The sequence below is a fragment of the Rhodococcus sp. SORGH_AS_0301 genome, from assembly GCF_030818285.1.
GTDB lineage: Bacteria > Actinomycetota > Actinomycetes > Mycobacteriales > Mycobacteriaceae > Rhodococcoides.
The window spans coordinates 69,100-91,812 of the sequence record NZ_JAUTAC010000001.1; the positions used below are offsets into that span (position 1 = coordinate 69,100).

The 22,713-nt window shown below is 64.9% G+C and carries 15 protein-coding genes and 1 pseudogene; 8 read left to right on the forward strand and 8 right to left on the reverse strand.

Going from position 1 to position 22,713, the window contains the following annotated elements; genetic code table 11:
• Window positions 1-431 precede the first annotated feature (431 nt).
• Window positions 432-3,035, reverse strand: a complete 2,604-nt coding sequence (locus tag QE397_RS00310) for an alpha/beta hydrolase fold domain-containing protein (protein WP_307090918.1) — start codon at window positions 3,033-3,035, stop codon at window positions 432-434.
• A 734-nt stretch (window positions 3,036-3,769) separates the two neighbouring features.
• Window positions 3,770-6,061 carry a LuxR C-terminal-related transcriptional regulator gene (locus QE397_RS00315; protein ID WP_307090920.1) on the reverse strand — a complete coding sequence of 764 codons (2,292 nt, stop codon included), beginning with the start codon at window positions 6,059-6,061 and terminating at the stop codon, window positions 3,770-3,772.
• A gap of 272 nt (window positions 6,062-6,333) precedes the next feature.
• On the opposite strand from QE397_RS00315, the gene QE397_RS00320 reads away from it, so the two are divergent.
• From QE397_RS00320 to QE397_RS00340, 5 genes and pseudogenes are all read left to right on the forward strand, one after another.
• Window positions 6,334-6,897, forward strand: coding sequence for a flavin reductase family protein (locus QE397_RS00320; protein ID WP_307091044.1), 564 nt, complete (start codon window positions 6,334-6,336; stop codon window positions 6,895-6,897).
• Window positions 6,898-6,922: 25 nt separating this feature from the next.
• Window positions 6,923-8,545, forward strand: a complete 1,623-nt coding sequence (locus QE397_RS00325; RefSeq protein ID WP_307090922.1) for a 4-hydroxyphenylacetate 3-hydroxylase family protein — start codon at window positions 6,923-6,925, stop codon at window positions 8,543-8,545.
• Between the two features lie 784 nt (window positions 8,546-9,329).
• Window positions 9,330-9,479 carry a hypothetical protein gene (locus QE397_RS00330; protein WP_307090923.1) on the forward strand — a complete coding sequence of 50 codons (150 nt, stop codon included), beginning with the start codon at window positions 9,330-9,332 and terminating at the stop codon, window positions 9,477-9,479.
• A gap of 129 nt (window positions 9,480-9,608) precedes the next feature.
• Complete coding sequence (locus QE397_RS00335; RefSeq protein ID WP_307090925.1) at window positions 9,609-10,517, forward strand: dioxygenase; 909 nt, start codon at window positions 9,609-9,611, stop codon at window positions 10,515-10,517.
• 160 nt (window positions 10,518-10,677) lie between these two features.
• A pseudogene (locus QE397_RS00340) lies at window positions 10,678-10,784 on the forward strand (hypothetical protein); the annotation flags it as partial.
• A gap of 81 nt (window positions 10,785-10,865) precedes the next feature.
• Here the strand turns inward: QE397_RS00340 and QE397_RS00345 are convergent.
• Window positions 10,866-12,041 (reverse strand): serine hydrolase, encoded by a 1,176-nt coding sequence (locus tag QE397_RS00345; protein ID WP_307090927.1) that lies wholly within the window; start codon window positions 12,039-12,041, stop codon window positions 10,866-10,868.
• Window positions 12,042-12,239: 198 nt separating this feature from the next.
• Here QE397_RS00345 and QE397_RS00350 point away from each other — a divergent pair, with 198 nt between their 5' ends.
• From QE397_RS00350 to QE397_RS00360, 3 genes are all read left to right on the forward strand, one after another.
• Window positions 12,240-14,567, forward strand: a complete 2,328-nt coding sequence (locus QE397_RS00350) for a LuxR C-terminal-related transcriptional regulator (RefSeq protein WP_307090929.1) — start codon at window positions 12,240-12,242, stop codon at window positions 14,565-14,567.
• A 537-nt stretch (window positions 14,568-15,104) separates the two neighbouring features.
• A complete protein-coding gene (locus tag QE397_RS00355; protein WP_307090931.1) occupies window positions 15,105-15,878 on the forward strand; it encodes an alpha/beta fold hydrolase in 774 nt (257 codons plus the stop codon).
• Between the two features lie 80 nt (window positions 15,879-15,958).
• Window positions 15,959-17,032, forward strand: coding sequence for an alcohol dehydrogenase catalytic domain-containing protein (locus QE397_RS00360; RefSeq protein ID WP_307090934.1), 1,074 nt, complete (start codon window positions 15,959-15,961; stop codon window positions 17,030-17,032).
• A 375-nt stretch (window positions 17,033-17,407) separates the two neighbouring features.
• Here the strand turns inward: QE397_RS00360 and QE397_RS00365 are convergent, their stop codons facing one another.
• Genes QE397_RS00365 through QE397_RS00385 form a run of 5 tightly spaced genes read right to left on the reverse strand, consistent with a single transcriptional unit; the run spans window position 17,408 to window position 22,696 of the window.
• Entirely contained in the window at window positions 17,408-18,151 is a 744-nt protein-coding gene (locus QE397_RS00365) for a hypothetical protein (RefSeq protein ID WP_307090936.1), read from the reverse strand.
• A 51-nt stretch (window positions 18,152-18,202) separates the two neighbouring features.
• Window positions 18,203-18,673 (reverse strand): DUF4913 domain-containing protein, encoded by a 471-nt coding sequence (locus QE397_RS00370; protein WP_307090938.1) that lies wholly within the window; start codon window positions 18,671-18,673, stop codon window positions 18,203-18,205.
• Window positions 18,670-20,667: a type IV secretory system conjugative DNA transfer family protein gene (locus QE397_RS00375; RefSeq protein WP_307090940.1), complete on the reverse strand. Its 1,998-nt coding sequence runs from the start codon at window positions 20,665-20,667 to the stop codon at window positions 18,670-18,672. The genes QE397_RS00370 and QE397_RS00375 overlap by 4 nt, the downstream gene beginning before the upstream one ends.
• Window positions 20,664-20,972: a transposase gene (locus QE397_RS00380; protein ID WP_307090941.1), complete on the reverse strand. Its 309-nt coding sequence runs from the start codon at window positions 20,970-20,972 to the stop codon at window positions 20,664-20,666. The genes QE397_RS00375 and QE397_RS00380 overlap by 4 nt, the downstream gene beginning before the upstream one ends.
• The gene (locus QE397_RS00385) at window positions 20,969-22,696 is read right to left on the reverse strand and encodes a hypothetical protein (protein ID WP_307090943.1); all 1,728 of its coding nucleotides are present in this window, start codon (window positions 22,694-22,696) and stop codon (window positions 20,969-20,971) included. Before QE397_RS00385 ends, QE397_RS00380 begins: the two co-directional genes overlap by 4 nt.
• Between the last annotated feature and the right edge of the window lie 17 nt (window positions 22,697-22,713).

Genomic DNA, 22,713 nt, shown 5'->3' on the forward strand with positions numbered 1-22,713 from the left:
GGCCATTTTGTTGACATAATCCCATTACGGCAACGAGTGTCCTCTATCGAAATGGCACTAAAGATCATGTCGCTGTCCTGGTGTGCGAACGGGTCCAGATCAATGCCATCTGCTCGGGCTTTCACCGGACCTGCTTGGTCGGCGGCACCTACGATAATCCAGAATTCGTTCGGTAGCACCGCCATCGCGCCATTGGACGGGTCGCTTATGCGGAGGGTATTCGGAGTCCTGCGGTTATTGTCTTCGGCCTCGTCGGACCACGTGAACGGCCAGATGCTGGTCCTCGACGGCGGTGCGACTGCTCAACGAGTGAGGCCGCGCCCATCGATGTGCAGGTCAAACTGCAACGGGTCGAGAGACCGATCGACTCCCCGGCAACGTAAGGTGACGGGGAGTCGATCGCTTCCGGGCGTGAACCCGGACACGGAATGTCAGCTTACGGAAATGCGGCTCGGCTTACCGAGATGAGCGCCCAGGAACGAGCCGGCCGCCTCACGCTGATCGCCGCACCTGAATACCGCCGCCGACATCCAGAACGCACCGTGCGCGAGTCCGTCAAAGCGGATGTGGTTTGCCTCGACACCGGCCTCCCGCACTTTTGCGGCGAGGAGTTCGGCTTCGTCGCGCAGCGGGTCGCACTCGTTGGTAATCACCAACGTCGGAGGCAGCCCGCTGAGGTCAGCCGCATCGAGCGCGAGGCGCACGTCGTCAAGATCCGACGGCGAGGAGGCGTACTGCTCGCCGAACCAGGTGAGGTCGTCGAGCTCGATCACGTATCCCGATGCAAACTCGGCGCGGGACGCGGTTTCGATCGTCGCGTTCACCAGTGGGTAGACGAGTAGCAGGGCCGCGAGGGCGATGCCGTCCTCACGGGCCCGCAGAGCTGCGCCCGCTGCAAGGTTGGCACCCGCGGAATCACCGGCCAGGGCAACCCGTGTCGGATCCCCCCCGAACTCGCCGGCGTGGTTCACCGCCCAGCGGAACGCCGCATAACCGTCGTCGTGGGCCGCTGGGAAGTGGGCGTCAGGTGCCCGTCGGTAGGTGGCCGAGATTACGACCGCCTTGGCGCGGTCCGCGAGGTCGCGGACGGGCTCGTCCGCCACGTCGAGTCCGCCGCCGACGAAACCACCACCGTGCAGGTGGACGATGACCGGCAATGGCTGCGTATCGGCACCCACCGGTGTGTAGACGCGGAGCCGCTGTGACGGGTCGTCGCCGTAGGCGTGCTCGGTTACGGATGCGACCTTCCTGGCCGGCGCCTGCATCTCGACGAACGAGTCGACGACCGCGCGGGACGCCTCTACTCCCGCGGCCCGGAACCCGGCGAAATCCTGCGCTTTCAGGGCCTGGACGATAAACATGAAGCAGGGATCGAGCTCCTGCGACGCGCGGGCGGTGGCCACCGAGGCGGAGTCGGGAGCGAACGCAAAGCCGCGGTAGTCGTTCTCTTGAACGTTGTCACAGATGGCGCGGTATCGAGGTGCTCCGCCGAGGTAGACGAGCACCCGACGCGGCTTGCCGGGGATGTTGGCGCCCATGTACCAGGAGCTGGCGGAGAGCGGGAGCAGGGTCATCTCGCTGATGCGGTTCGTCTCGTCGACCCACTGCGCCTGGGCCTTCGACGTGGGCTCGATCACGGCGTGACCGTGCTCGAACATGTACTCAATCGTGTCGCCGATGAGGTCGATGTGGTCCTCGATAGCCAGCGGCATGTTGTACAAAACCGACGGGCTCTGCGGCCCGGTAACCATAAACAGGTTGGGAAAGTGGTGCACCGTTAGGCCGAGGTAGGTCTGCGGACCGTCGGCCCACTCGTCGGCCAGCCGAACGCCGTCGCGGCCCGTGATGTTCATGGCGAGCAACGGCCCGGTGCACGCGTCGAACCCGGTCGCGAGCACGAGGACGTCGATTTCGTGGACGGAGCCGTCCTTGAGACGCACGCCCTCGGGAACGACTGCGTCGATGGGGTTCAAGGCGACGTCCACCAGCGTGACCGTTTCTCGGTTGAACGCCTCGTAGTAGTCGGTCTCCAGTGGGGGACGCTTTGTGCCGTAGGGGTATGAGGTCGGACAGAGCATTTCCGCGGTCATCGGGTCCTGAACACGCTCACGGATGCGACCACGGATGTACTCGGCCACGGTGTCGTTCGCGGCCTTGTCGCTGAGGATGTCGCTGTAGCTGTCAATGAACAGACGGAAACCACCGCGGTTCCATCTGTCATCAAACAACGCGCGTCGCTCTTCGGGTGTGGCCTTGACAGCCGAGGGTTGCACCTCGTTGTAGGGGACACCGAGGAAGTGATTGCGAGACGCCGCCCGGAGCTCGTCATATCGCGCCTTCTCGGCGCGTTCCTCCTGGGGGTCGGTCGGGTAGTTACCGATGGGCGTGGCGTAGTTGGCCGTCCGCTGGAAGACGGTGAGACTGGCGGCTTCCTTCGCGATCTCGCTGATGGCCTGGATGCCGCTGGAGCCCGTGCCGATCAGACCGACTCGCCTGCCACCGAGATCCACCGGTTCGCGCCAGTTGCCGGTCAGCAGGGTCTGGCCGGCGAATGTCTCCACACCGGGGAAGTCGGGGATCTTGGGAACCGACAGCGTTCCACCACCGGAGACGAAGTAGCGTGCCGTGGTGGTCTTCCCATCATCGGTGGCGACCCGCCACACGCTTGCAGAGTCGTCCCAGGTAACAGCGTCGACACGGACGCCGAACGTAAAGTCCTTGCGGACGTCGTGTCGGTCGGCGACATGGTTCAGGTACTGAAGGATTTCCGGTTGCGCCGGGAATCGCTCGGACCAATGCCACTCCTGCTGGAGTTCCTCGTCGAACGAGTACGAGTAATGAACGCTCTCGATGTCGACTCGAGCGCCGGGGTATCGGTTCCAGTACCAGGTGCCGCCGACGTCTGCAGCCGCGTCGAAACCGTGAACGCGTAACCCCATGAGGTCGCGGAACTTGTGCATCGCATAGATGCCGGCGAAACCGGCACCGACAACAATGACGTCGACGTCGGCAGTCGATTTGAGCGTATCGAACATGGAGTCTCCCTCGTGGTTGCAGCTTCAGACACCCACTACGGTGATCCGTATCACACGCGCGGACAGGCGTAGGAATGCCCCCGTCCTCACCCGTTCGGAAGGATGGGGTGATCGGGGGTCGACTGCAGAACGATCAACCTGAGGCGGTGTAGGGGTGCTCGCTCGATCGGGAGATGAGCGCTCGAAACCCCAGAGTTGTCGAACCGGCAAACGAACCCGTCGATGAGCTTGCGGACAACGGAGGAGCCGACAGTCCTTCGAATTGCCGGTGTCCGCGAGGCGTACCTTGACCCGCGTTCTGGCCGAACGGCATTGGACCACTATCGATGTCGCCGACATCGTGGGCGGACCGCATACTCAGTAATCAGTTGTTCTCGGACTTCACCGCTGGCGCATACGGATGTGTCGCGCCGGCGTGGCGCATGATCGTGACATGGCTTAGAGCGAATGCAAGTAGCGACAGAGCGCTTCAACGGCGTTGCTGGTAAACGGTTGACGTCTGAATGGCGCTTGGTGGACTCAGCCGAAATACCGGCGCGCAGACGATGCCTCGCCAGGGGTAGCTCCGGGAGCGCCTGTACATCCCGGATCGCCCAACGCCCCGCGTCGCCGGGGTCGCGGGCTCAGTCCGGGTCGTACGATCTAGCGATCGAGGTCGCACCACCGTCGACCGACAGCGTCGAAAACGAAGGAACTTCGTCTCGACGAAGCCATAGGAGGACCTCGGCCACCTCCTAATTGCGGCAATTTCTCGCGCTGAGCCAGGCCACCACCTGAGTGCGCGAATTGACGCCGAGCTTATTGAGGATCCGCTCGACGTGGCCGTCAACGGTGCGTCGTGACACCACGAGCTTTTCGGCGATCACCCGGTTGCTCAGCCCTTGGGCAACGAGTTCGGCCACCTCCAGTTCGCGAGACGTGAGGAGGTGAGTGCCGCGTTCGGCATCCGCGGGCACGGTCGGAGCCGCAATCTCGAGCGCTAGGTCCACCGCATCGCCGATGGTCATACGAGACGACGGGCCCTCCGAGTCGTGCCCCGTTGCCGCCGGAGCCGTCCGTCGGAGGCGCCTAAAGGCTTCGTCGGAGTCGGCCTGGATGTGCGGTCCGAATGCGGAGACCGACGTCCCGAGGAGCGACCACACAGTGCCGGCGGCAGTGAACAGTTCGGTGGCTCTTGCCTTTTTGTTCTCTGCACTGGCCACCCACGCAAGAAGCTCGATAGACAAGGCAGTGCAAATCTTGTCTTGGAAGTCCCGCTGGATGCGGAGGGCTCGCTGGGCTGCTGTCTTAGCGGCGTCGAGGTCGCCGCGGTGGTAGTGGGCGATACTCGACACCCACAGGGCGTACGCCTTGTTCCACTGCTCGCCGTACGTATCGGCGACGTCCACGACGTCGGACGAGGTCGCTAGTGCGGACTCGAAATCTCCGGCATACACATGCGCCATTCCGAGCTGGAACTGGGCGGTCAAGGTGGCCGCCGAGTCACCGAACTCGCCATGGACCTCAACCGCGCGGTTGAACAAGGGGATTGCGTCGCCGAGACGGCCGCTGAACAGGGCATGGAGCGCCGCCCAATGGTCGTGGTGGGCCTGGAGGCGACGGTCATCCTCGCGCCGTGCGGTGGTGTTGCAGGCGTCCAGGTGTTGAGCGGCACCCGCACGATCCCCTTGGATCAGAGCCGTCCATGCGGCGACCCACAGGACGTTCCCACGCGCAACATCGGTGACCGGGAGCCGGTCGAGCAGACGTTCAAGGCGGATGCGCCCGTCGGCGAGATTGCCACCGGCGATCCAGTGATACCGCAGAGCGACTGCGAACCGAGCCGCCTCGTCTAGATGCCTTTCCCGTAGGGACCAGTCGAGTGCAGCGATGAAATTGGCGTGGTCGGTCCGCCATCGAGCGAGAAGCAGCGATTGACGGGGGCTGAACCAGTCCGCGGCATAGTCCTCGGCGCGCGAGAGGTAGTGGTCGCGATGGCCCCGTAGGACGGCCTCTTTCTCGCCGCTGGTGTCGAGGAGCTCATGGCCGTACTCGCGGACGGTCATCAGTTGTGAGAATCGTAGAGAGGAACCGCTGCGGTCGACCCGGACGAGCGACTTGGCCACGAGTTGGTCGAGGACGTCGACGACCTGGCGAGCGTCGTCCTGATCGCTGCAGATGGCTTCGGCCGCATCGAGATCGAATCCACCGGGGAACACCGAGAGCCGGGACCAGAGTTTGCGCTCCTCGGTCGAGCACAGGTCGTAGCTCCAGTCGATGAGCGCGCGCAGCGTCTGCTGCCTGGGAAGATCTGTGCGGCTGCCAGTTGACAGAAGGGCGAAACGGTCATCAAGACGTTGGACCAACTGTTCGGGTGACAACGATCGAAGCCGGACGGCGGCCAGCTCGATCGCGAGCGGAATCCCGTCCAACTGAATGCACAGCTGTGCCACTGCGGGTGCGTTCTCGTCGGTCATCACGAAGTTGGGGACCACCGCGTGGGCACGTTCGACCAGCAGCGTGACCGACTCGTAGGTCGCGAGGTCCCCAGCGCGGCGACCGATGGCCGTCTCCGGGGTGGTCAGAGGTGGTACTTCGAAGATGACCTCCCCGCCGACGCCCAGGCGTTCGCGGCTCGTCGCGAGAACACGGACCCCGGGGTCATTGTCGAGCACTGTCGAGACGAAGTCGGAAGCCGCTTCGAGCAGATGTTCGCAGTTGTCCAGCACTATCATCATGCTGCGGTCTCGTAGGTGGTCGGCGATCCGGGCGATGACGGCGCGGTTGGACTGGTCGGTCACCCCCAGCGCCGCGGCGGCCGCCGCGGGTAGGGCCTCTGGATCGCGGACTGCCGCGAGATCGACCCATAAGGCGGAATCGCGGAACGCGCGTGCGGAACGGGACGCAATCTCTTCGGCCATGCGCGTTTTGCCGACCCCACCAGGTCCCACCAAGGTCACCAGGCGGGACTCTTGCATGCGCGCACGGGCGTGGTTGATCTCTCGTCGGCGTCCGATAAAAGTCGTCAGCGACTGTCTGTGGGTCATCAGGCTCCGGACCACCCTCCTTCGTCGGCCCTCGCAACCTATGCGAAATCACATACCCCGTAGGCCTATGAAAGCGAACACAGGTACCGATGGGGGTGATCCGCCCCGCGACGGCCCGGTGTGACCCAGGCCATTGTCGGTGATCTCGGGTGGGCACGCTGCGCGGTCCTGGCGTCCACCGTTCGATCGAAGGAGCAGATCATGGGAGCGACCATCGAAATGTCAGAGTGCGACCGGCACTCGTCGGCGGCAGTAGCGTTGTGACCGCCGCGATGACACTGCACGACGTCTTCAGTCGCTACGCCAGCGGCGTCACGGTGGTCAGCTGCTTGAACGCCGAGGGACAGCCTCACGGGTGCACGGTCACCGCATTCACCGCTGTCTCGCACGATCCTTACTTGTGCCAGGTGACGCTGACCAAGAAATCGCGCGCCTGCTCCTTCCTCGATGGCCGTCCGTTCGCGGTCAACTTTCTGGCCGACTGCCAGATTGACACGGCGATGCACTTTGCCGGCCGACCGCAGGTCCCGGAGCCGGTGTTGGTGGAGGGTGAGACGGCCCCATACCTCGCCACGTCGCTCGCGACGGTTATCTGTCGACCGTGGCAGACCTACGACGGCGGCGATCACCGCATCTTCATCGGGGAGATCGTGGAGACCCGGGTGGGTAAGGGTGAACCGTTGCTGTACCACAGCAGCAGCTTTCACGGACTGTCGTCCGTTGCGGCGCGCAACGCTTGGGACGGGTGTTCCGACGACCCCATCACCGGATGGTTCGACGCGAAGACTTCTTTCGTCCCCGTCCACACAACGATCCCGGACGCTATCCGAGCGTGACCGAGGCTTGAACAGAGAGGCAACCATGACCACAGTCGAAACCCGCGAGACCGACCCGACCAAGACGCCGTTGCTGACGGAGAACCCCGTCGTTGATGCGGAAAGCCTGGCTGCGAAGACCTTCGCCACTCGGCCGATGACCGGTTCGGAGTACATCGAATCCTTGCGAGACGACCGCGAAATCTGGCTCCGGGGTGAACGTGTGAAGGATGTGACGACTCATCCAGCGTTCCGTAATCCGGTTCGCATGACCGCCCGTCTTTACGACGCAATGCACGACCCGGAAACACGCGACAAGGTCACCGCTCCGACCGACACAGGTAACGGCGGTGTCACCATGCCGTTCTTCAAGGCGCCGACGAGCTCGGCGGACCTGGTCAAAGAACGCGACGCCATCGCCGAGTGGGCGCGGATGACCTACGGCTGGATGGGCCGCAGCCCTGACTACAAGGCAAGTTTCCTGGGGACGCTGCACGCGAACAAGGACCTGTACGCACCCTTCGAGGCCAACGCCGAGCGCTGGTACCGCGAGTCGCAGGAGAAGGTCTTGTACTGGAACCACGCAATCATCAACCCGCCGGTCGACCGCGACCTCCCGCCGGACGAGGTCGGCGACGTTTACATGAAGGTGGAGAAAGAGACCGACGCCGGCCTCGTCGTCTCGGGTGCCAAAGTAGTCGCCACGGGATCAGCGATCACCAACTACAACTTCATCGCGCACTACGGGCTGCCGATCAAGAAGAAGCAGTTCGCGCTCATCTGCACGGTGCCAATGGACGCGCCCGGCGTGAAGCTCATCTGTCGGACGTCCTATACCGAACAGGCCGCAGTGATGGGCACTCCGTTCGACTATCCGCTGTCGAGTCGGATGGACGAGAACGACACCATCTTTGTCTTCGACAAGGTGTTGGTACCCTGGGAAAACGTCTTCATGTACGGCGATGTAGACCGAATCAACGCATTCTTCCCGCAATCGGGCTTCCTGCCGCGGTTCACCTTCCAGGGCTGCACCCGACTCGCGGTAAAGCTCGACTTCCTCGCCGGCTTGCTGATGAAGGCCCTCGAGACCACGGGTGCGTCCAGCTTCCGTGGCGTGCAGACCCGCGTCGGCGAGGTGATCGGCTGGCGGAACCTGTTCTGGACTATCACCGATGCGATGGCACATAACCCCGAGCCATGGATCGGCGACACCGTGATCCCGAAGCTCGAGTACGGGCTCACCTACCGCATGTTCATGATGCAGGGGTACCCGCGGATAAAAGAAATCATCGAACAGGATGTCGCGTCGGGTCTGATCTACCTGCCCTCCAGCGCCGCGGACTTCCAGAGTCCGGTCGTCCGGCCGTACCTGGACAGGTACGTCCGCGGGTCGAACGGGATCTCAGCGGTCGACCGCGTGAAGGTCATGAAGGCGCTGTGGGACTCGATCGGCTCGGAGTTCGGTGGCCGCCACGAGTTGTACGAACGCAATTACTCGGGCAACCACGAGAACGTGAAAGCCGAGCTGCTCTTTGCCGCACAGAACCGCGGTGGAGTCGAGCAGATGACCGGGCTCGCCGAGAAGTGTCTCGCCGAGTACGACCTCGATGGGTGGACGGTTCCAGACCTGATCGGCAACGACGACGTCAGCTACTTCGGTCCTTCATGAGCCGAATACCGCGACCGCCCGCGGCCCATCTTTGAGCTGCGGAGCGGTGCGGTGCGTCGCTCAGCGCCTGCCGTAGTGCAAGACAGCGCCCCGATCGCGGCAGTGTCGCGATGAAGTTAGGAGACCACATGACGACGGTTGACACCTCAGGACATGCTGCGCATTGCCCGGCATCATCTCTGGCCGAAGATTTCGCCGCGATCGACTACGCATCGTTGCTGGATGGCGAGCCCTCGTTCGTCCCGACACCACCGTGCACCCAACGGTCGGCCCGCTGGCCGGGTAGACCACCGCGGGTAGCCACGCCGGCCACACTCGGCTTTACAGACCGATAGGCATCCGCGTATCGAACGCGCATAGCTGTGAAACCGTTCGTTGATGCCGATCTGCACCAACCGCAAATCGAACGGTGCGGATGTGACTGACGCATTCTTTCACGAGACGCTGCCGCAGCGCGTCGTGTTCGCAGCCGGTCACGCATTGTCGGCGTTGAATGCGAAGGTGGCCACGCTCGGCGCCCGGCGGGTGCTGGTCATCGCGTTCGACCGCGTCGCCGCCCAGGGTCGACGCAATTATCGCCGACCTACCCGACGTTGCGCGCCACACCGAGGTCGTCTTGCATATCCCGGTCAAGGTGGCGCGGCGTGCGCGGAGGCGGTCGCCCTGATCAGCGGTGTACCCGTCGTCGCGGACCCAACCACCTTCTCGGGCAGCGCGGCGATCGACGTGGGGGGGCTGACCGAGGACGGCGCGAAAATGACGAGATTGGACCGTCGGGTGCTGCGTGTTCGACCTACCGCACGCCGTCGTTCTGCCGCACGTCCTGGCGTTCAACGCGACGATCGCACCGGACGCCTCGGCTCGCGTCGCGCGGGCGCTCGGAACCGAGGACGCCGTCGCGGGCCTGACGGACCTGCACACGGGTGTCCGCTAACCGCGCTGGAAGACCTCAGGATGCCTGAGTCCTGCGCGTACTCGCGGCGATCCCCGCCGACTACCCGACGCCGGTCACCGAGATCTCATTGACAACTTTGCTGCGAGCGGCCTACGAAGGAGACAAGCTGTGAGCACCGATGACGACCCGCCGATTTCCGACGAGCAGCGCGACGTAGAGGAAGACGTCACCGAGCGTGTGCTGCGGTCCTTCGACGGCTGTGCGAACCCGCGACTGCGCCACGTCATGACGTCGCTGGCGCGCCACCTGCACGCATTCCTGCGCGACGTGCGACTCACCGAGGAGGAGTGGGAGCAGGCGATAGCGTTCCTCACTGAGGTCGGGCACATCACCAATGACGAACGACAGGAGTTCGTGCTGCTCTCAGACACCCTCGGTGCGTCGATGCAGACCGTTGCCATCAACAACGAGGTGCGCGGCGACGCCACCGAGGCGACGGTGTTCGGTCCCTTCTTCGTTCAGCGCGCGCCGCGCATCGAGCACGGCGACGACATGGCGTTCGGTGCCCCGGGGCAGCCGTGCTGGGTCGAGGGAACCGTCACGAACACCGACGGCGTACCGGTCTCGGGCGCCCGGTTGGAAGTGTGGGAGGCCGACGGCGACGGCTTGTACGACGTTCAGCACGACGACGGCCGTGTCGCGGGGCGGGCACACCTCTTCTCCGGCGACGACGGCTCCTACCGGTTTTGGGCAATTACCCCGACGCCCTACCCGATCCCCGACGACGGGCCGGTCGGCCGGATGCTACAGGCTGTGGGCCGGTCGCCGTATCGCGCCTCTCACCTGCATTTCATGGTCACCGCCGACGGCCACCGTCGCTTGGTCACCCACATCTTCGTCCGCGGTGACGACCTCCTCGACCACGACAGCGTCTTCGGCGTAAAGGAGTCTTTAGTGAAGGACTTCGCCGAACATGCGGCCGATGAACTCACACCGGACGGACGGCAGGTCGACGGAGCATGGTCGAGCGTGCGGTTCGACATCGTGCTCGCCAAGATCGACGAAGGTCCAGCATGATCCCAAGCAAGCGATCTGTGAGGACGCTGATCCGCACCGCGGACGCACCGTCGAGCCAGCTGGTCGACCGCTTAGCATGAGTTGAAAGCACCTGCCTTACAGCGGGTCGGGGTGCGGGGCACACCGTGAACTCCGCGTCGGACGCGCTCACGCCTTCTAGGGGCCCGGGTTTCATTCAGCGCAGTGGGATCACTTGATCGACCTCACCGATCTACGGGTCGCGGGGTGGGCACGGGGGCCTCCGCGATCCAGTTCGTTCCACGGATCCAGCCGTGCCCTGCTCCACGTAAGCTGTAGATCCGGAGGCGCCCACACCTGCGCGCGCACGGTCAATCTGGACAGTCAGTGTCATCGGATTACCGCGGAATGCACCAGGTCTGCGTAGCGCTGATGCCTCTCCCAGCTGTAAGAGTCCTCCATAAGGCCCGCCGACAGGAAGACGTAGGTGAGGTCGGTGTCCGGGTCGATCCAGAAGCAGTTCGAACCGGCGCCGATGCCCCCGAAAGTGCTCGGGGACGCGAGCGTGCCGAACGCAGCAGGAAAGATTCCCTCGCCGCGCAAGTAAAAACCAGGGCCGAGGTACGCCGGGAACTCGTGCCACCCGCGCATCTCGCGGGAGTAGTCCCACAGGCTGTTCGGTAGATCACCCGTCGCAATCGTCCTGGCAAGACGAAGTACTGCGGGGCTCAAGACTCGCACTCCGTCGAGCTCACCGCCCCGCCGGCACGCCTCGGCGAACCGGAACCAGTCCGATGCCGTCGTCCACGCCCCACCGGCGGGCAGCTCAAAGGTTTCGCTCATCATTGCGCCGAGTCCTTCGAGCATCTCCGCGTCGAAGAGTCCCGGTCGGCGATCACGCGACACGACGGGCACGGCGCGGTCCACCAGATCGGCGCGGCTTCCGAAGCTGGTGTCGTGCATACCCAAGGGAACGAATAAATCCTCGGTCATGATCTGGCCGAATGATCGATGTCCTCCGTCGATGCGTCGGACGATCTCGGCGAGGACGCTGTGTCCAAGCATTGCCGAGTAGCTGATCGACGTGCCGGGTACGGCCTGCGGTGCGAGTCGGCACGCCGCTGCGGTGACCGCCTGGATGTCCCCGATCTGTTCGACAGGCAGCGGGGGGAAGTGCGGCAGCCCGGCTTTATGCAGGAGCAGATCTGCGACGGTGGTGGCTCCTTTGCCTTTCTGTGCGTACTCCGGGATTACTTCGCGCACCTGGGTTGTGAATGCGATATCACCGCGGTCGATCTTCTGGAGCAGTGTCGCATTCGTGGGCTGCTTCAGAATCGAGAATGTCGTGAACACGGAGTTAGTTTCGAGCGCCCGGTTCGTCGCGCGGTCCGCGTAACCGATCGCCTCGTGCAGCACTATGTCGCCGTGCCTGGCCACGAGCACGACGGCGCCGTCGAATTTAGCGGCGGCGACGTCGGCGTGGATCGCAGCTGGCAATCGAGCGAGTCTGTCTGCGTCGATGCCACGGTCCGCAGGGCTCAACGGTGTTGCTGTTGCTGTCGTCATCGGGACGTCCTCCTAGTTCGGTCGGTGGCGCCGCTCGCGGTGACCCTAAGCGGGACCGCGCCGGCTCCTCCCAATACGATCCCCGCGGCAAGTCGAGACCACAGGGGGGAGAACACCCCCATAGCACCTGTGTTCCAGGTCACTAGCCGTCACGTACAGTCGGGTGGCCGGCCTTTCGGCGGAAGGAGTTGTCGGTCGATGACGGAAATACTGCGGCTTCATGCCGCGACCTCTTTCATCGGCCGGCGCGACGAGATGTCCGGGGTACGTCGCCTCCTCGAGCAGGCGCGACTCGTAACTCTCCTCGGGCCTGGTGGGGTCGGAAAGACACGGTTGGCGGCGGAGATAGCCGACCGGCTCTCACGGTCGTTCCAGGACCGGGTGTATTGGGTCGACCTGTCGTCCGTTCGCCGTTGTGAGTCCGTCGTCGCGACGGCGGCTGCGGCGATGTCTCTCCGCGTATCGCCCGGCGGGGATCCTCGAGCTCAACTCCTCGGCCACCTTCGCGAGCGTCACGCGCTTGTAGTTCTGGACAATTGTGAGCATCTGCTCGATATTCTTGCGGATCTCGTCACAGCAATGATGGACGTTGCCCCCGACGTCCGCGTGCTAGCGACAAGTCGCGAGCCGCTGGGCGTCAGCGGCGAACACTGTTATTTCGTCCCGCCGCTCGACACCCCGGGAGTGGTAGCCGGCGGAACGGTCATTGATATCGCCACACATGACGCAGTGGCGCTGCTTGTGGATCGTGCTCGGGCCGTCGCCCCCCATTTCGAACTCACCGACAGCAATGCCGACGACGTCGCGAAGCTATGCACCGACCTAGATGGCATTCCGTTGGCGATAGAGCTCGCCGCTGCGCGATTGCGTTCTCTTTCTGCTGCTCAGGTGGTCGAACGGTTGAATCGACGTTTTGGGTTGCTGACCATGGGCGGTCGAAATGTGGTTCCACGCCAGAAAACCCTGCGTACCGTCATTCAGTGGAGCTTCGATCTGTGTTCGGAGCCAGAGCGACGTTTGTGGGCTCGGCTAGCGGTGTTCCCTGGCCGGTTCGACATCGATGCAGTCGAGGCAATCTGCGGGTTCGGCGACCTGCCCCGTGATCAAATTCTGGATTTGATGGATTGTCTTGTCGCCAAGTCGGTCGTCGATGTCGTCGAGTCCGGTCGGACCGTACGTTATCGACAATTGACGACTCTGCGTGAGTACGGGTCGCTCCGGCTCGTCGAATCCGGTGAGGCGGAACAAGTGCGGCGACGGCACCGAGACTATTTCCTGGGGATGGCCGCGCAAGCAGCGGAACCGGCGTCGTGGTTCGGGGCGGGCCAGTCCGAGCTCGCAGCCCGCTGGCGCACTGAGCACGACAATTTGATTGCTGCCGTCGACTGGTCTATCCAAATTCGCGACTTGACTCCCGCTGCCGAACTGGTGGTTGCGCTGCGATACCACTGGATCGCAGACGGCGATCTCGACGGAGCGCGCGGTTGGTTGGATCGCGTCAGCGCAGCTCTAGGTGACGAGTCTTCCGCGCGCGGCGACGTGTTGTGGGTGACGGCTTGGGTCGCTCTCCTTCAGGGGGACCGAGAGGGCGCGGCGGCATGTCTGCGGGAGTGCCGCGACATCGGTGAACGTACCAGCAACGCCGTCCTGCTTGCGCACTGTGACCACTTCACCGGCCTACGAGCACTGTTCTCCGGTCACACGTCAGAGGCTATCGACCACTTCGCGCAGGCCATCGAAGGTCACCGTCGGACAGGGGACCCCGCGGCGACACTGATCGCAATGATGCAACTCGCGATCGCCCAAATCTATGACGGCCGTCCTGACGACGGGCTGAAGACGTGCGCCGATTTGACAGCACAGGCTGGGCAATACGGCGAACGGTGGGTGAATGCCTACACTTCGTGGGTTAGCAGTGTCGCCTACTTTCACCTGGACGATCTCGACGCAGCGACTGAGCGCGCCCGCGCTGCACTGCGCGCCCAACGGGACCTCATGGATCGCATCTGCACAGCGCTGTCGCTCGAGGTGTTGGCCTGGTGCGCCGAGCGGCGGCGGGAGAACCGCCGTGCTGCGGACTTGTTCAACTCGGCCCAGTCTGCGTGGGACGGGCTGGGCACCTCAATCGCGGCGTTCGGACCGCATATCCGTCGCGACAGTGTTCGGGCGCGAGAACGGGTGGAGTCGGCGCTGCGCCGCCCCCTGCCGGTCAATTCCCGAGGAAAGGACTGGACCGTAGAGACCGTCGAGCACGCGATTGATGTCGCGCTCGACGAAGTTCCCGTTCCGGCTACTGCCAGCCCAGAGAAGCCGTCGGTGCTCACGAGGCGGGAGCTGGAAGTGGCCGCACTGGTCGCCCAGGGACTGACAAACCGTCAGATTGCTGCGTCCTTGATCATCTCCCACCGCACCGTGGAGGGCCACCTCGAGAGAATAATGGCCAAGCTCGAATTTCGCTCTCGGGCACAGGTGGGGGCATGGGTGGAGCGAGAACGAGCGAGACGAACCCAGACTGCCCTCGCCTGACTCAAACACCGCTGCGAACCAACGGGTCCTCGATCGGCGGGAGCCAGTCCCTGACGACGGACTCGGTGAACCATCGGTACTGCTCCGGATAATGGAACGACAGCGGTGAGAGCTCGAACATGGCCCGGAACCGACGCCACTTCCCGGGGTCGAGCCATCGGCGCCACACCACTCGCAACGTTTCGACGGGAGGTTCGTCCGTGAGGGCAGGGGCCTGTGTAGTTCGATGAGCAGCTCGTTATTGATCTCCTGGCTCATCTCATCGAGCAGCTGTTCGTTGGAGCCGGACTGGCGCACGACGGCGATGGTGATCCCAAAGCCGCAGCCAGCGGATGCAGAGACAGGTTCGTGACACCGTGTTCGAGTACGTAGTCGGCTGCCTCCCTCAGCAACTCCGGGCGGCGCCCAGCATGCCGCGCGATCATCGACCGTATTGCTCAACCCAGCACCTGCACGTTGCATCAGCCAACGTAAGGACCGACGCGAATAGACAAATCGAACGATTGACAAATCGTGTGATCTGGGTAGATTCGGCTCATGTCGTCTTGCCATGTGGTGCTTATCCACGGGACCGGGTGTCGTGGCAATTGGTGGGAGCCGGCTCGACAAGCCTTCGCTGACCGAGGTTTCACGGTGCACACCCCCACGCTGCGTCATCACGAACTCCCCCGCTACGTGGGTGCGTCGCGCATCGCGGGTGTGAGCCTGCTGGACTACACGGACGATTTGGTCGCGCTATGTCGCTCCCTGGACTCGAAGCCGTTGGTAGTGGGGTTGTCGTTAGGCGGGTTGCTGGCGCAATTGGTCGCCGCGCGTACCGCGGTCGCCGGTGTGGTCGCGGCAGCTCCGGCCCCGGCAGCAGGCATCTTCGCTATGTATCCCAACATGATTCGGTTGTGGGGATCGCACTTCACGCGTTTCGGCGCACCATGGCGGCGCCCGTTGATGCCGACTCTGCCCCATTTCCGCCTTGCGGCGCAGCATCAGAACGCCGGTCGAGTCCTTGAGCTCTACAAAGAATCGGTCGCCGAGTCGGGCCGCGCGTATTCCGAGATGACCTTCCCGTTCTTTGACCCCCGCCGTGCCGCCAGTGTGAACACCGACGCCATCACGTGCCCGGTGTTGGTCATCGGCGCTGGGGACGACAAAGCTGTACACCCTCGAATCGCGAGCGCGACCGCTCGTCGCTATCGCGACGCAGACCACGTCGAGATAGCCGGTGCGGACCACCTTCTGTTCGACGGTCCGTTTCTTCGGCAAACAATGGCGGTCATAGATGCATGGATGCGCCGCCGAGAGGTCCTCAAGTGAACACGGTGCGAACAGACATGAGGGCTTCATCGAGACAAGTTCGGGCAGCCTTATTTCGGGGCGTCGGAACAAGGGTGGCGGTGGAATACATCGAGCTCGACCCACCGTCGGCGACCGAGGTCATGGTGGAGGTCAGAGCAGTAGGCGTATGCCACACCGAGCAGCACGCCATACTCGGTGAACTGCCGGTGGGAATGACACCGATGGTCCTTGGGCACGAGGGCGCGGGTGTCGTCACAGAAGTCGGCTCGGCGATCTCCGACGTCGCTGTGGGTGATCACGTCGCCTTCCTGTGGCAGCCCGCGTGCGGTGCTTGCGAGTTCTGCGTCCGCGGCGAACACCACCGGTGCCAGGAAGGCAGACGCATCTTCGACGGGCCGCAGTTCGACGGCACCTACCGGCGACGCGACGCGGCTGGCGCGACTGTCGGGTCGCTCTGCATGGTCGGAGCTTTTGCCGAGCAGACTGTGGTCGATCGGGCGAGCATAGTTGTCGTCGACCGCGATCTCCCGTTCGATGTTGTGGCACTCGCTTCGTGCAGTGTGGTAGGCGGTCATGGAGCGGTTGCGAATGCCGCCGAGGTGCAACCAGGGGACGACGTCCTGGTCGTAGGCGCCGGTGGCCAGGGAAGTGCGGCCGTCCAGGCGGCAAATGCTGCCGGCGCTCGACGAGTAATTGTGGCCGATCACCACGGGAACAAGCTCGACGCTGCATTGGGATTCGGGGCGACCATTCTCATCCCGATCGAGTCGGACGACGAGCTTGCGGCCCATGTGTTAGCTATCACCGCGGGCCGCGGGGTCGACCACGCAATCGTGTGTACAGGGTCTGTGGATGGGCTGGTGCAAGCCTATCGCGCCACCCGTGTCGGCGGCGCAGTAGTGCAGTCGGGAATCACACCCCCGACCGCCTCTCAACACATTCCGTTGATGCCGATCGAGATACTCAACGGTAACGGCAAGAATTTGGTAGGGTCGAAATACGGTGGCGCCAGCCCGATTACCGGCATTCCCCACGTGTTGAACTTGTATCGGCGCGGTGTGCTGAATATCGAAGGGCTCGTCACGCGCACCTACACCCTCGACCAGGTTGCAGACGCCTACGACGACCTGGCCGCGGGAAAGCTCGTGCGAGGCCTCGTCAAGATTGATTGACCAATGTCCGTCCTGGCGGACGTGGAGGGCTGTCGTCACGCCACCAAGGGCGAGGATGGCAACGTCAAGGATCATGCCTTGCTGGCAAAGAAGAACATAAGCATGAGACCGACCCAAGATCCCCTCGACAGACCGACGCGCGAAAAAGCGCCATCTGCAGGTCGAGGCCCACAGAAGAGGCGGCGGACGAACCTGAATGTTGGGACATGTGTGCCTCAGTCGAGTCGGACATGCAACGGCCAGCCCGGTAGGAATCATGCGCATGCGTGAAAATGTTGCGCAACCGGGGGTGTTGTCGAAACAGACCGTAAGACACGGGGTTGCTGAGGCGAGCCGACCTCGACAAGCGATACACGACGACACCGCACGATTGGCTCATCTGCCACCGCGGTCCATGCTGCGATCGGCGTCTTGTCCCCGGTTCCCCGGTGTCGCCGTAGGCGTCTTCGTTGGTAAGCGCATGGATGTTTTGTCGAGTACGGCGGCGTTGGAGGTATCGGTGAGCAGGTGCGCGTCGATTGCTTCCGGGTCCACGCCTGCACCAGTGAAAGCTGCCCTGTCGTGTTCGCGGCGTTGCGCAGTGTCCCAGTCGATACCGGTCACCGGGATGCGCTGCGTCGTACCAGTGTTCTGCGATTTCGGTTCGTCGAGAGCAGATCGGTCACGGTCGCGACTCTCGCGTTCTGCTCGGTCGGCGAGTTCACGTTCGACGGCGGCCGCGACGGCAGCGGTGTTCACGGTGTCACGCAGCGCGGCGAGGTCAATGCCAATGTCGGTGCGCAGCCGGTCCTCGATAGTGTGCGCTGCGCGGTCAGCGACCGGAGATGTGTCCTTCCAGGTGTGCGCGACCCGGACGGCGTCGACGATTTGCGTATCGGCGGCGGTGACCCACCACTGCCGGTCATCGGTTCTCCGCAGCAACGCTTCTGCCGAGCGTTGTTCGGCGGTGAGCCGGGCGGTCAATGGTCGTGCGTGTGCCTCGGATGCGGCGGCCGCGGTGCGGAGGTTGTGTTCACGTCGGCGAGCGAGGGCCTCGGCTACTTGCATCGCGACTTGGATGGAGGTGCGCAGGACCATGCCGGTCTGGCGGGAAAGCTGTTCGTGTTCGTCGTCGGCCATGAGGGCTCCTCTGTTCAAAAGTTGAGGGTGTGTCGGGTACGTGCTCGGACGTCAGGTTGGTGAGACGGGTGAGTCGGCGGTGTGGAGCGCCAGCAGTTCGGTGGGGATGGTGATGCTCGGTAGCGGGTGCACCTGCCGGTGGTCGGGGGTGCAGTCCTTGAAGGTGCCGTCCGGGGACAGCAGTCTCGACATGTGGTGGTCGGCGTGGTCCTTCCACCACACGCTCATCCCGGTAGCCGGGTCGAGGCGCAGGTACTCCCATGCCCGCCAGAGTGCGTCGACGCGGGCTCTCGCTTCGGGGTGCAGGAACCAGCTCGGGCACCACCGCATCGCCGGGTGGTCGATGGTCTTGCGCCGGTACGCGGGGGCGAGGAAGTCGGCGAAGAACCTGTACGCGTTCGGGTAGTACGGGCCCCGCGCCTCGGTGTCGGCATGCTCCCCCGCTGCACGTGCCTCGTGGGCGCCGCTGTCCTGCATAGGGTCCCGACCGTCGTCGGCGTCCAGGTCGAACTCGTCGCTCACGAGAAGGCCACCGTCGGCGAAGAAACCACGGCTGGATGCTTCGTGGGCTGCGGGAGGAGCGACGTGGCGTCCGCCGGATCCGGGTCCTCGGCGTTGATCTGCACGGCGGGGTCCTGGCCGGCGCGGGTCTTCGCGTCGGCAACGGCGCCCGCGAACGGGCCGGTGTACCAGGGCATCGTCTCGACGAGTGCTGGTGGGCATTTCGCGGCCCGCAGGATCGCCCGCCCCGCGGGGATCGCTTCGAGAGCATCAGCCGGGAGGGTGCGGACCTTCTGCCGCTGCTGCGAGGACGACCGGCCGGAGGAGTTAATGGAAACGGTCCGGTTCATCTCCCAGTGATCACCGAGGGCGGCGGAGGTGTTCTCCAGGAACCGGCCGTCGTCGGTGGACCCACCGCCGCCGTAGACGCGGATCGTCGACGCGCCCCACAGTTTCTTCATCCCGCCCTGCCCGAAGCATTCCTCGCCTTGGGACCAGGACTGCAGGATGGTGGTGACGGTGATGCCGCGGGAGCCGAAGTGGCTGTACAGGTTCGGCAGCTGCCGCCACCGCACCACATTCGCCGCCTCGTCGAGCGCATAGGTCGCCGGTACCCGCAGCCGGCCCGCCGGCAGGTGCCCCTGCGCGGGGGTGGCGGTGGCCTGGTCCACCAAGGCGTCGGTGACGGCGACGGTCAGCGCGGTGACCAGGGCGCCGCACTCGTTGGCGGCGTCCTCCATCGACAGGCAGTACAACGTCGGTGCGTCCTCGGCGGCGAAGACGGCCGGGTCGAACTCCGGGCGCGTGTCGCGCTCCCCCACTCGGCTGATCCAGGGGTGGATCTCGGCGTACGCGAGGGCGCCGAGCATGTTCGCCGCGGTGGCGAACACTCCCCCGCGTTGCTTGTCGGGGGCGTTGTACTGGGCGATCATCGACTCCGCCCACCGGGAGAACCCGTGCGCCCGCAGCAGCCGCACCGGTTCCTGGTTCTCCGGGGTCGTCGCCCACGTGTAGACGATCGGCAACGGCAACCTCTCTACCGCTGCGGCGAGGAGGAACCCGGTGACCAGGCGTTGCCCCATCGGGTCGAAGAACGGTTCCCGCTTGGTGTTCTCCCCCGTCAACGACGTGGCGAAGATCCCGGCGAGGGTCGCCGCTTTCGTCTCCTGCGCCGACCGGTTCATCGTCGAGACGACGCTCTCGCCCAACAGTTTCGTCAACTCCGCACGGCGACTCTCGGACTCGGCCGTGTCGTTGATGCCCTGCGTCGTCGACGGTCGAGCCGAGCGCACCCAGGTCAGCGGGTCGTAGAACCACCGAGGCAACTCCTGCGCCACACCCTGCGGGTCGAACACCCACACCGGGCCCTTCTCGGCCCGGTACGCGCGGGTGGTGTCCACGACGTCGCGCTTGTTCGACGTGGTGAGCACCGCGCCGCGGGCGGCGAGGAGCTGCGGGATGATCACGCAGCTCGTCTTACCCATCCGTGGCCCCCAGATGTGAGTGGCGACGTCCTCCGGCCCGGCGCACAGGGTGATGCCGAACGTGTTCGGTCCCAGCACCAACCGGCCCAACGGCGCCGCCACCGGCCGGTCGGCGGCGACCGGATCCCCCAACCGGGCGATCTCCGCCCGCAGGACCTTCTCCCCCAGCCGTGCCATCTCACGCGGGCGGCCGAGAAACCTGCCGGCGTCGTCGACGCGGGTGACCCGTCGGCGCCGTTTCAGCGCCCACACGGTGCCGGCAACGATGACGGCCAGGGCGACGATCCCGAACGCGCCGGCGATGATCGTCGCACCTGTCGGCCACACCAACGACCCATTCGCCAGGGATCTCACCAGCGCGAACGGTGATCCCGGCACGTCCTGGTCGATTTCGGACAGCGCGCCACCCAGGCGCAGCGCCGCTTCCGCACCGCCGTACGCGAGGGCAGCGACGACGATCGCGCCGCCCATCATGGCCACCGCGGGGTCGACCCCGGAGCCCGGGTTCTTCGCGCCTCTTCCTGTGCTCATGCGATGACTCCTTCTGCCGAGTGCGTGTGGGTCGAGCCGACGAGGTCGGCGATCAGGCGTTGGGCTTCGACGAGTTCTGCCCGCAGCCGGGCGATCTCGCCGTTCTGCTCGCTCGGCATCAGGGGCCGCTCGTCCGTGACGCCCTGGGCCTGTCGGTACCACCACCGGACGGTGTTCGGGTGCAGGGACAGGTGCGCGGCGACCGCTTCGATGGCCGCCCACGTCGAACGAGCCGTGGGTAGTCGGTCGATCACCATCTGCACCGCCCGGTTGCGGATCTCCGCCGGATACGGCTTGCCCCTCACCGCCCGCCGCCGCCGACGTGGGCGAAGCGAGCGTTCGTCTCGTGATAGCCGGCGGCGGCTTCGGTGGCCGTGATGACTGTTTGCAGCACCACCCCCGGTCGGCGGGCGGTGCCGATGCGCAGCAGGAACTTCCCCCGCCCCGGCGGCGGCAGTTCGCGGCCGGTGTCGTCGATACCGGCCGGAGTGGACCACGACGACACCAGATCGCGGTCCTGTCGGGTGAACGGAATGATGCCGTCGAGCTTGTCCATCTCCTGCGTCGGCAACCCGCCCACGATGACGGCCCCGGCGCGTTCGATGAAGCCTTTGGCGCGGCTGATGTCGACGGCGGTGGCGAGCGTTTCCAGGTCCGCGACGGTGTGGGTGATCATGAGCAACGCGGTTCCCATCGTGCGTGTCAGGCGGGTGAGCTGATCGACGCGCAGCACCATCTGAGAGCCCCCGGCCAGGACCCGCCACAGCTCGTCGAGGACCACCAGGAACGTGCGATTCTCCCGTAGGCCCACGTCGGCGAGAACATGGGCCGCTTCGACGGCCCCGAACGCGTCCGACCAGCAAGCGAGCATCATCGCCGCTTCCAGCGTCGGATCCTCTGTGCCGATGGACGAGACGTCGACGCACACCGCGACCGGCGGGCGCTCCCCCGCCAGATCGAGAGCCGTGGTGGTCTGGCGGGAGAACACCTCGCCGAGCTCGCCGTCGAGGAGACCGATCAACGTCTCGAGCAGCCCTTCGACCTTGTCGGCGTACTTGCCCGGGTCGTCGACGCTGATCGTCTTGCGGGCCAGTTCGGGTGACCCCTTCTCGATGAGGGTGAACAGATCGGACAGCAGCGGCGGGTTCTGCGGGGTGAACCGGGGATCGGCGTCGAGGACGCGCAGCGCCACGGCGAGGACGTTCGACTCGGACTGGGTGAGCGGGCCACCGCGTTCGAGCTCGCACAGCCCCGACACCAGCCGGCGTCGGCGCTGGAGCACCTGGGCGGCGACCTTGCGCCGCACGTCGGGGAACTCATCGAGCAGCGGGAGGATCGAGCCGAGGGCGCCGACGGCGAGCGGGTTGAGGTACCCCTCGCCGTGGCCGAGACGGATCACCACACCGCCGTAGAACTCGACCAGCGCGGCTTCGTCGGGTTTGAGGTCCGCCGGAATGATCGGAATCTGCCCCTGCGCGATCGCCCCGGCCACCAAGATTCTGGCGACGGTGGACTTACCCAGGGACGGCAGTCCGAGGATGAACAGAGACGGTGTGTTCTGTTGGCGCGGTGAGCGATACACCGCGGACACGGGGTCGTAGCAGACGGCCTGACCGCTGTCGGGGTCCACACCGAGAGGTGTCCCGGACTGGGGGTGGCCGGTGCCGACGTAGAACGGCCACGGCCCGCACGCCTGATCGGTGGTGGCCCGGAAGCTGGCGGGCCGGTCCACCACGGACATCCGGCCGCCGCCGCGGCCGTCGAACCCGCGGGTGCGCAGAGGGAGCGCCTTACGCCACCCGCTGGTCGTGCGGTCGGTGCGGGACGGGTCCCGTTCGCGTACAGCGCGTTTGACCTCCTCTGCTTCGGCCTTGGCGGCCGCTTTCGCTTCGATGCGGCGGCGGGTGGCGGCGGCTTTCATCGGGTCGGTGACCGAGCGGGACTGTTTCGCCGGTCGAAGCTGACCGGACCCGGTCAGGTCGGAGATGCGGCGGCGTAGGGACACCGGGCCGAGAAGGGAACGAAGCATGAGACCTCCTACTGGTG